General features: G+C 68.6%; 11 protein-coding genes and 1 tRNA gene. 6 read left to right on the top strand and 6 right to left on the bottom strand.

Translation table 11 applies throughout. From position 1 onward, the window contains the following. Positions 1-175: 175 nt before the first annotated feature. The 3 genes from CA237_RS18805 to CA237_RS18795 form a co-directional block, all read right to left on the bottom strand. A complete protein-coding gene (locus CA237_RS18805; RefSeq protein WP_126015231.1) occupies positions 176-1,219 on the bottom strand; it encodes a PHB depolymerase family esterase in 1,044 nt (347 codons plus the stop codon). A gap of 79 nt (positions 1,220-1,298) precedes the next feature. Beyond that, positions 1,299-1,835 carry a GNAT family N-acetyltransferase gene (locus CA237_RS18800; protein ID WP_232308054.1) on the bottom strand — a complete coding sequence of 179 codons (537 nt, stop codon included), beginning with the start codon at positions 1,833-1,835 and terminating at the stop codon, positions 1,299-1,301. Between the two features lie 68 nt (positions 1,836-1,903). Further along, positions 1,904-1,980 (bottom strand) — tRNA-Pro (locus CA237_RS18795). Positions 1,981-2,144: 164 nt separating this feature from the next. On the opposite strand from CA237_RS18795, the gene lepA reads away from it, so the two are divergent. From lepA to CA237_RS18765, 6 genes are all read left to right on the top strand, one after another. Next, positions 2,145-3,953: a translation elongation factor 4 gene (gene lepA / locus CA237_RS18790; RefSeq protein WP_066693741.1), complete on the top strand. Its 1,809-nt coding sequence runs from the start codon at positions 2,145-2,147 to the stop codon at positions 3,951-3,953. A gap of 605 nt (positions 3,954-4,558) precedes the next feature. Continuing rightward, positions 4,559-4,867: a phasin family protein gene (locus CA237_RS18785; protein WP_066693708.1), complete on the top strand. Its 309-nt coding sequence runs from the start codon at positions 4,559-4,561 to the stop codon at positions 4,865-4,867. A 39-nt stretch (positions 4,868-4,906) separates the two neighbouring features. Further along, on the top strand, positions 4,907-5,665 hold the full coding sequence (gene modA, locus CA237_RS18780; protein ID WP_066693706.1) for a molybdate ABC transporter substrate-binding protein: 759 nt from the start codon (positions 4,907-4,909) through the stop codon (positions 5,663-5,665). Continuing rightward, the gene (gene modB / locus CA237_RS18775) at positions 5,665-6,354 is read left to right on the top strand and encodes a molybdate ABC transporter permease subunit (protein ID WP_066693703.1); all 690 of its coding nucleotides are present in this window, start codon (positions 5,665-5,667) and stop codon (positions 6,352-6,354) included. The genes modA and modB overlap by 1 nt, the downstream gene beginning before the upstream one ends. Next, positions 6,344-6,964, top strand: a complete 621-nt coding sequence (locus tag CA237_RS18770; RefSeq protein WP_066693701.1) for an ATP-binding cassette domain-containing protein — start codon at positions 6,344-6,346, stop codon at positions 6,962-6,964. Before modB ends, CA237_RS18770 begins: the two co-directional genes overlap by 11 nt. Before the next feature lie 59 nt (positions 6,965-7,023). Then, a complete protein-coding gene (locus tag CA237_RS18765; RefSeq protein WP_066693698.1) occupies positions 7,024-7,725 on the top strand; it encodes a hypothetical protein in 702 nt (233 codons plus the stop codon). On the opposite strand, the gene CA237_RS18760 is transcribed toward CA237_RS18765, so the two are convergent. From CA237_RS18760 to CA237_RS19800, 3 genes are all read right to left on the bottom strand, one after another. Beyond that, positions 7,716-7,967, bottom strand: coding sequence for a hypothetical protein (locus CA237_RS18760; RefSeq protein WP_241215559.1), 252 nt, complete (start codon positions 7,965-7,967; stop codon positions 7,716-7,718). The genes CA237_RS18765 and CA237_RS18760 overlap by 10 nt on opposite strands. Positions 7,968-8,066: 99 nt before the next feature. Next, a complete protein-coding gene (locus tag CA237_RS18755; RefSeq protein WP_066693692.1) occupies positions 8,067-8,516 on the bottom strand; it encodes a hypothetical protein in 450 nt (149 codons plus the stop codon). Continuing rightward, the coding region (locus tag CA237_RS19800; RefSeq protein ID WP_164523925.1) for a hypothetical protein at positions 8,513-8,970 on the bottom strand (458 nt) is incomplete at its 5' end. The genes CA237_RS19800 and CA237_RS18755, both read right to left, overlap by 4 nt.

Genomic DNA, 8,970 nt, shown 5'->3' with positions numbered 1-8,970 from the left:
GACCGGCCGTCGCCGCCTGAGTGACAGGAGGCAGCTGCGGGGGCAAGACGGTCATCTACGCGAGCGCCCTGGCGAGCAGCTGCGCGATCGCGCGCATTGGGGGCCTGGTGGGCGCCGACGCGCCGCGGGCGTCCGCGCGCCCCGCGCCCTGGCTGGTGCGGCTGACGCCGGACGCTCAGGCGGTGCGGGGCAACGTCGTCAAGGCCACGACCGAAACGACCCGGGGCGCCGCCGGAGGTTCCGGCGTCAGGCGCTCGAGCCTGGGCGAGGGTGGCGCGGACGCCTGTGTCGGTTCGGCGGCGACCAGTCCCCAACTGCGCGCGATCTCCAAGGTGCTCGACAGGCCGACGTCGAGCATGAACGGGCCGGTCGCGCCGATGCCGCTGCGGCTGTCGACGGGGACGCCGTGCCCCATGCCGGTGATGCGCCATTCCTCGACCAGGGGATTGCCGTGCGGATCGCACCATGCGCGGTGCGACCAGTTGGGGCCGTTTGCGCCCTTGCGCGGTTCCGCCGGCAGCGCGTGGACGTCACGCCATTGCCGGACCAGCGCGTCGCTGTTGGCGATCACGACGGTCGGGTCGGCGGTGCCATGCCAGATGGCGACGCGCGGCATGCGGGGGCCGGGGGCGATGGCGAGCGTATCGGCGGCGGCGATCCCGCGCATCCGCTCCAGCGCGGCACGGACGCCGAGGGCGGTGCCATAGGGCAGGCCGCCGATGATCGCGCCCGCCGCGAATGTTTCGGGCCAGGTCGCGAGCATCACGGCGGTCATTGCACCGCCCGCCGAGAGGCCGGTGATGAATATGCGGGCCGGGTCGATGGCGTGGGTAGCGACCATGTGCTCGATCATCGCTGCGATCGATTCCGCCTCTCCGCCGGTGCGGGCGATGTCGGCGGATTCGAACCAGTTGAAGCACAGGTTCGGGTTGTTGGCGCGGCGCTGTTCGGGGAGCAGCACGGCAAAGCCTTCGCGGTCGGCCAACGTCGACCAGCCGGTGCCATGATCGTACACCGCCGCATCCTGCGTACAGCCGTGGAGAGCGACCACCAGTGCCGCGCCGGGACGCAGCGTTTCGGGCACATAGGCCCGCGCGCGCAGATTGCCGGGATCGGGGGCAAAGCCGGTCAGGTCGTGCAGCCGGTCGGGAACCGTCGGTCTGCCATGGGCGGCGCGCATCCGCTGCAATTGCTGGATCGTATCGGACAGGGCCGGCATGGCGCGAAACCTCTTCAACCGCGACGTCGATCGGCCGCTGTTGGAGAATGGGGCTTCATGCTGCATTGCACAATGGGTTTCAGGCGAATCCTGCCGGTTGCAGGACCAGACGCACCGTCGACACGGGCGCGCCGGTGGCGAGACAGTCGCCCATTTGCCGCCCGGTCTCCACGAAACCGAGCTTGGCCAGCACGCGGCCGGAGGCGGGGTTCGCTTCGAAATAGCCCGAGGTGATGGTGGACAGGCCGAGCGTGTCGAAGCCGTAGCCGACGACGGCACCGGCGGAGCGGGGCATGATGCCGCGCCCCCAGTGCTCGCGTGCCAGCCAATAGCCGAGTTCCGCCGAGGCCGGATCGTCCCCTGGCGTCAGGCCAACCACGCCGATCAGCGTATCGTCGCCGTCCAGCGTGATCGCCCACACCCATTCGTGCGGCACGACATGGTCGAGGAAGAAGGCGGCGTCGGTCGCGCCATAGGGATGCGGCACCCGCGCCAGCCGCCGGGCGATCTCCGCATCGCCGCAGATGCGGACGATGGCATCGCTGTCGCGTGGCTCCGGACGGCGCAGGATGAGCGGCGGGGCATGGAGGACGGGGCGATCGAACGGGCGCGTCATGGCCGACATCGTACCGGACCGGACGGCGGGCCGCCAGCGCGGCGAAATATCGATATGTGACGATCCAATGGTCGGGGAGAGAGGATTCGAACCTCCGGCCCCTGCCTCCCGAAGGCAGTGCTCTACCAGGCTGAGCTACTCCCCGACGGAGTATCGGCCGGGCCGTTCGGGGCGCCTGCCGTTGCTTGGAGGCGCGCCTATAGCGCTCGGATTCGGGGTCCGCAAGCGGGATTCGTATGTCGTGCTGTTTGGCTTTGGCGGGGAAGCTGCTAGGGGCGCTGCAATCCTACTCTTTTCGAATGTGTGACCGTGGCCACTCCGCTCGACAAACTGCGTAATTTCTCGATCATCGCCCATATCGACCATGGCAAGTCGACGCTGGCCGACCGGCTTATCCAGCGGACCGGCGGCCTCGCCGAGCGCGAGATGTCGGCACAGGTGCTCGACAATATGGATATCGAGAAGGAACGCGGCATCACCATCAAGGCGCAGACCGTGCGCCTCGAATGGAAGGGCCATGTCCTGAACCTGATGGACACGCCGGGGCATGTCGACTTCGCCTATGAAGTGTCGCGGAGCCTTGCGGCGTGCGAGGGCGCGCTGCTGGTGGTCGATGCGGCGCAGGGAGTCGAGGCGCAGACGCTGGCGAACGTCTATCAGTCGATCGAGCATGACCATGAGATCATTCCGGTCATCAACAAGATCGACCTGCCCGCCGCCGAACCGGAACGGGTAAAGACCGAGATCGAGGATATCATCGGCATCGACACGTCGAACGCCGTGCTGGCATCGGCCAAGTCGGGCATCGGCATCGACGAGATCCTCGACGCGATCGTGGCGCATATCCCGCCGCCCAAGGGCGATATCAATGCGCCGCTCAAGGCGATGCTGGTCGATAGCTGGTACGACCCGTATCTGGGCGTGGTCATTCTGATCCGCGTGATCGACGGGTCGATCCGCAAGGGCCAGCAGATCAAGTTCATGAATGCCGACACGACGCACCTGGTCGACCGGGTCGGCGCGTTCCGGCCGAAGATCGAGCAGCTGCCCGACCTGGGGCCGGGCGAGATCGGCTTCATCACCGCGCAGATCAAGGAAGTGGCGCAGACGATGGTCGGCGACACGATCACCGACGCCAAGCGCCCGACCGCCGAACCCCTGCCGGGGTTCAAGGAAGTGCAGTCGGTGGTGTTCTGCGGCCTGTTCCCGGTCGATGCCGCCGATTTCGACAAGTTGCGCGAATCGATCAGCAAGCTGCGGCTGAACGATGCCAGCTTCACCTTCGAGATGGAAAGCTCGGCGGCGTTGGGCTTCGGCTTCCGCTGCGGGTTCCTGGGGCTGCTGCATCTGGAGATCATCCAGGAGCGGCTGACGCGCGAATACGACCTCGACCTCATCACCACCGCGCCGTCGGTGGTGTACCAGATCGAGCTGACCCATCCCGATCCGGCGGGCATCACGCAGATCGACCTGCACAATCCGGCCGACATGCCCGACGTCAACAAGATCAAGACGATCAGCGAGCCGTGGATCCAGGCGACGATCTATGTCCCCGACGAGTATCTGGGCGGTATCCTGAAGCTGTGCCAGGACCGGCGCGGCATCCAGATGAACCTGACCTATGTCGGCGGACGCGCGCAGGCGGTGTACGAACTGCCGCTCAACGAGGTCGTGTTCGACTTCTACGACCGGCTGAAGTCGCTGTCGAAGGGCTATGCCAGCTTCGATTACGAACAGATCGGCTATCGCGAGGGCGACCTCGTCAAGATGAGCATCCTGGTGAATGAAGAGCCGGTCGACGCGCTGTCGATGATCGTCCACCGCAGCACCGCCGAGACGCGCGGGCGCGGCATGGTGGAGCGGTTGAAGGAACTGATCCCGCGCCACCTGTTCAAGATCCCGATCCAGGCGGCGATCGGCGGAAAGGTGATCGCGCGCGAGACGATCAGCGCGATGCGCAAGGACGTGACCGCCAAATGCTATGGCGGCGACGCCAGCCGCAAGCGCAAGCTGTTGGACAAGCAGAAGAAGGGCAAGGCGAAGATGCGCGAATACGGGTCGGTCAGCATCCCGCAGGAAGCCTTCATCGCCGCGCTGCGCATGGGTGACGACAACTGAGGCGACAGCGGCGCGGAACCGGCGCCGTTCGTCCAAACGAAAAGGGCCGGCGCTATGGCAAGCGCCGGCCCTTTTTGTGTCGGGAAGCGACGCCCTTAGGCGAGGATGCGCATCACCATCTGAACGGTCAGCGCGACACCCGCCCAGCCCAGCGCGGTCATGCCGGCGAGGGTGACGATCGTCGTACGACCCGAATACTTGCTGTGCATCCTCTCAACCCTCCTGTTTTTCTCTTGCGACAAACTGTCCCAAAAAAACGACGATTGCAAATTTATGAAAGGCGCAAATCGGACGAAACCTGCTGCGATCAGGCGATATTTCGTCACAATTCCGGAAGCGTTGCTGCGGTGCAAAATCGTTGATGTGGAGGGCATTGTTCTAAAATGGTACAAATGCCGACAGGTCATTTCGCAGCTGCGATGTTGCGTTTTCCGTACGGGACGAGCCGAAACTATTTTTTCACGGCAGTCAGGAAACTGACAGAATCGGCGCTCCGCCAGCCGATCTGCGCACGGAATCGTGGGAATCGGGAAGTCGGTCAGGAACTTCCGGGCACTACGAGGGTTGGGCGCTAAGGAAAATTTTATCCATAGCAGGAGCAGCCGATGGCCGAATCCGATTCGAATCCCGCCGCCGCCGCGACCGAGCGGATGCGTGTCGCCGGCAGCGCGATGACCGAGCAGGGATCGCAGCTCGGCCTGACCATCTTGTCGCAGGCGGAAGCGAATACGCAGGAGGCATTCCGCGCGATGCGCGCGGCGGCGCAGGCCAGCGACCTGAACGAGGTGATGCGCATCCAGTCGGACTATCTGCGCGACCAGGGCGCACGATCGATGGCCCAGGCGCGCGAAGTGAGCGAGATGATCGCCAATTTCGGCCGCAACGCCATCGGGCAGATGACCGGGCGCAATTGATCGCCGGCCCCGGGCGGGCGGTGTGATGAAGGGGGGACGATGATCCGGCGATTGGTATTCGCGCTGGCGGGCCTGTTGCTCGCCGCGCCGGCGAGCGCGCAGTCGCGCCCGCCGATCGTGCTGGCGGCCGCCAGCCTGCAGGAATCGATGAACGCCGCCGCCGATGCCTGGGCAAAGCGCGGCCATGTCCGCCCGACGCTGTCCTTCGCCGCCAGTTCGGCGCTGGCGCGGCAGGCGGCGGCGGGGGCGCCCGCCGACCTGTTCATGTCGGCCGATGTCGAATGGATGGACGATCTCGACCGGCGCGGGCTGTTGGCGAAGGGCAGCCGGGTCAATCTGCTGGGCAACCGGCTGGTGCTGATCGCACCGGTCGACAGCCGGGTGCGCGTGACCTTGCGGCCGGGCGTCGATCTGCGCCCGGCGCTCAGCGGCGGGCGGCTGGCGATGGCCGATCCCGATGCGGTGCCCGCCGGACGCTATGGCAAGGCGGCGCTGACCCGGTTGCGGGCATGGGACGGCGTGGCGCCGTCGGTGGTGCGGGCGGAGAATGTCCGGGCGGCGCTGGCGCTGGTCGAACGCGGTGCGGCACCGCTCGGCATTGTGTACGCGACCGATGCGAAGGCGTCGACCAAGGTGCGCGTGGTCGGCGTGTTCCCGGCCGCCAGCCATCCGCCGATCACCTATCCCATCGCCCGGCTGAAGGCTTCGCAGAATGTCGAGGGCGAGCGGTTCCGCCGCTTTCTGGTCAGCCCGGCCGGCAAGGCGATCTTCGTTCGGTACGGATTCAGCCCGCGCTGATGCCGGATGGCGCCGAATGGGCGATCGTCCTGCTGTCGCTCAAGATCGGTGGCGTGGCGATGCTGGCGGCATTGCCGGTCGCCTATGCGCTCGCCTGGGTGCTGGCGCGGGGGCGGTTTCCGGGCAAGGTGCTGATCGACGGGATCGTCCATCTGCCGCTGGTGCTGCCGCCGGTCGTCACCGGTTGGCTGCTGCTGCTGGCGTTCGCGCCGGCCGGACCGGTCGGCCGGTGGCTGGAGGCGTGGTTCGGGGTCAGCGTGCTGTTCCGCTGGAGCGGGGCGGCGATCGCGGCGGCGGTGATGGCGCTGCCGCTGATGGTACGCGCCATCCGCCTGTCGATCGAGGGCGTCGATCGGCGGCTGGAAAGCGTGGCGCGGACGCTGGGCGCCAGTCGGGCGCGGGTGTTCTGGAGCGTGACCGCGCCGCTCAGCCTGCCCGGCGTGCTGGCGGGAATGGTGCTGGGGTTCGCCCGCGCGCTGGGCGAGTTCGGCGCGACGATCACCTTCGTATCGAACGTGCCGGGCGAGACCGCGACGCTGCCGCTGGCGATCTATAGCGCGTTGCAGGTGCCGGGCGGCGAGGCGAGCGTCGTGCGGCTGGCCGTCATGTCGGTCGCGCTGTCGCTGATCGCGCTGGTCGTGTCGGAATGGCTGGTGCGGCGGGGCGGGCGGAGGGTCCATGTCCTTTGACATCGACGTGACCGTCCGGCTGGGCGAGGCGGTGGTCGGTGCGGTCGTGCCCGACGACGGACAGGATAGCGGGCTGACGGTGTTGTTCGGCCCGTCGGGCGTGGGCAAGTCGAGCGTGCTGAACATGGTCGCCGGGCTGCTGCGACCGGCGGCGGGCCATGTCCGGGTCGGCGGCGTCACGCTGTTCGATGCGGCGGCGGGGATCGACGTGCCGGTGCCGGTGCGGCGCTGCGGCTATGTGTTTCAGGAGCCGCGGCTGTTCCCGCACCGCCGGGTCGCGGCCAATCTACGCTATGGCATGGGGCGCGGCGCGCCGCCGATCGGCTATGACGACATGGTCGCGCTGCTCGGGTTGAAGGACTTGCTTCACCGCTGGCCGGCGACGCTGTCGGGGGGTGAGGCGAAGCGGGTGGCGATCGGGCGGGCGCTGCTGTCGGGCGCGCGGTTCCTGTTGATGGACGAGCCGCTCGCCTCGCTCGACCGGGCCAGGCGCGAGGAGGTGATGGCGACGATCGAGCGGCTGCGCGACGCGCTGCGCCTGCCGATCCTGTACGTCACCCACGATGCGGCGGAGGCAGAGCGGCTGGCGACACGGATCGTCGCGATGTGACCATCATGCCGCCGCAATCCCGAAGCGATATCGCATCCGTAACGATCGGGAGTGCGGTGATGCGGTTGGTGATGGCGGGCATGGCGTTGTCGGTAGCGGCTCCGGCGACGGCGCAGGACGTCCAGCCGGACGGTCCCGATATCGTCGTCACCGCCGGCAAGCCGCTGAAGCTGGATGCGAAGGTGTTGCGCGCGGGGCAGCGCCGCTTTGCCGAGGATCGCGCGATGCTGTCGCCCGAGGGAAGCCTGCGGTTCGAACTGTGGCGCGGCGGGCGGCGGATACCGGCGGGGATGGTGCCGATCGTGCTGAGCGACGGCAAGGGGCACGACCTGCCGGTCACGATCGACGGCGACGGGCGGATGGTGTTCGCGAGCCTTCCCGAGGGGCGCTGGTTCCTGACCGCACCGGCGCAATCGCAGGGGATGCATCTGCGGCCGATCGTGCTGTCGCGCGGCACCACGACCGAGGACCGGCGGCTGGGCGATATCCGGGCGCAATGCCATGTGATGATATCGATGGGAAAGGCGCAGGCCACGCTGCTGGAATGGCCGCTGATCGGCCTGTTCGAGGCGGTCGGCGCCTGCGAAAGCAAACGGTTCCATATGTTCCATCAGGCAGAGCATCCGATCGCCAGCGCGAAGGCGATGACACCGCACGGCGAACGGGAACTGCGCCTTTCCGAAAAGGGTACGTCCTATGTGCCGCCCATGTCCGATCGGACGCTCGGCAACGATGTGCGGGTGCGGATCGCCTATCGCTGATCGTCGCTGCCGGGCATCGGCACGCGGGCGCTTTGCCCGCCGCGGGTGAAATAGGCGGCGTCGATGGCGAGGCTGCGCAACTGCCAGCCGTCGATGCTGTCGCCCGGCGACAGGGTGCGGGTGCCGTCGCTACCGCGGACCATTGCCACCGCGTCGCGACCGAGGCGACCGACCACGCCCAGCAGCTCCGGCGTATCGGCGGGGAGCGCGTCGGTGGCGGGCGGCGAGCGGGGCGAGCGCATTCGTCGGCGAAGCGGTCGGAGCCGGTTCGCGCAGCAGCCAGAGCGGCACGGTCAGCGCGACCAGCGCCGCGCCGGCCAGGAGTGCGTGCTGGCGCAGGGTCAGCCCCGCCATGGTGCCACCAGCGTCGCATCGAGCCGCACGCCGCCCGGCGCACTGGTCAGCCGCCATGCCCGCATCCGGATCGCCGGGTGCGTGCGCTCCAGCGTATCGGCAAAGGCGACCACCGCCTTCTCGGTGCCCGACGCGCGGAGGGACAGTTGGGTGAGCGGTGCGGGCGCGGCGGGATCGGGGGCGAGCGTTTCGATCAACACCCCGCCGCGGGCGGCATCGGCACGGACCAGTGCGCCGAGGCGCGCGCGGGCGTCGGCGGCGCTGTCGGCCGGGAAAGCGGAGTCGGCGGTGGCGAGCGGCGGGATGGTGGCGCCTGCGTCGATCCGGGCGGCATTGCGCGCGGCGCGGGCGGCGGCGAGGTCGCCCAGCGCGCCATAGGCGGGGATGGCGAGCAATGCGGCGACGCCGGCTGCGATCAGCGGCAGGCGCGGAGTCATGGGCGCTGCTCCAGCGTGACGCGCATCCGCCCGTCACCATCGGCGCGCGCCTGCGCGGTGGCGCGCAGGCCGGTGAGGACCGGATCGCGCCGTAGCGCGGCGAGCAACCGGTCGGGATCGGGGGCGGCGACCTCGATCGCGATCATGCCGGCCGCATTCCGCTCCGCCCGCAGCAGCGCGGCATCCGGTGGCAGGGCGCGGGCGAGCGATTCGAGCGTGGTGCCAAGCGGCGCCCCGCGCCATGCCTGTTGCAGCAGGGCGCGCGTCTGCTGGGCCGCCGCCTGTTCCGCCATCACCGGGGCGGCGCGGCGGGCGATGGCGCGGCCTTCGTCCTGCGCCCGTGCCGTCAGTATCGCCGCGCCGCCCCAGGTGATGAGCGGGGTGGCGACGATCGCGACGGCGAGCAGGGCGGACACGCGGTCGATCGGCGGGCGGGGTGCGCGCGGCGATACTG

The sequence above is a fragment of the Sphingomonas sp. ABOLH genome, from assembly GCF_003951715.1.
Taxonomy (GTDB): Bacteria; Pseudomonadota; Alphaproteobacteria; order Sphingomonadales; family Sphingomonadaceae; genus Sphingomonas; species Sphingomonas hankookensis_A.
The sequence above is the reverse complement of the archived record's forward strand: the minus strand, read 5'-3'. Positions and strand labels throughout refer to the sequence as shown.

Bases quoted from the DNA above. Each gene is read 5' to 3' on its own strand.
- CA237_RS18770 (WP_066693701.1), top strand. From the start codon at position 6,344: ATGTCCTTTGACATCGACGTGACCGTCCGGCTGGGCGAGGCGGTGGTC.
- CA237_RS18755 (WP_066693692.1), bottom strand. From the start codon at position 8,516: ATGACTCCGCGCCTGCCGCTGATCGCAGCCGGCGTCGCCGCATTGCTC.
- CA237_RS18760 (WP_241215559.1), bottom strand. From the start codon at position 7,967: ATGCGCTCGCCCCGCTCGCCGCCCGCCACCGACGCGCTCCCCGCCGAT.
- CA237_RS18785 (WP_066693708.1), top strand. From the start codon at position 4,559: ATGGCCGAATCCGATTCGAATCCCGCCGCCGCCGCGACCGAGCGGATG.
- CA237_RS18805 (WP_126015231.1), bottom strand. From the start codon at position 1,219: ATGCCGGCCCTGTCCGATACGATCCAGCAATTGCAGCGGATGCGCGCC.
- CA237_RS18765 (WP_066693698.1), top strand. From the start codon at position 7,024: ATGCGGTTGGTGATGGCGGGCATGGCGTTGTCGGTAGCGGCTCCGGCG.
- modB (WP_066693703.1), top strand. From the start codon at position 5,665: ATGCCGGATGGCGCCGAATGGGCGATCGTCCTGCTGTCGCTCAAGATC.
- CA237_RS18800 (WP_232308054.1), bottom strand. From the start codon at position 1,835: ATGACGCGCCCGTTCGATCGCCCCGTCCTCCATGCCCCGCCGCTCATC.
- modA (WP_066693706.1), top strand. From the start codon at position 4,907: ATGATCCGGCGATTGGTATTCGCGCTGGCGGGCCTGTTGCTCGCCGCG.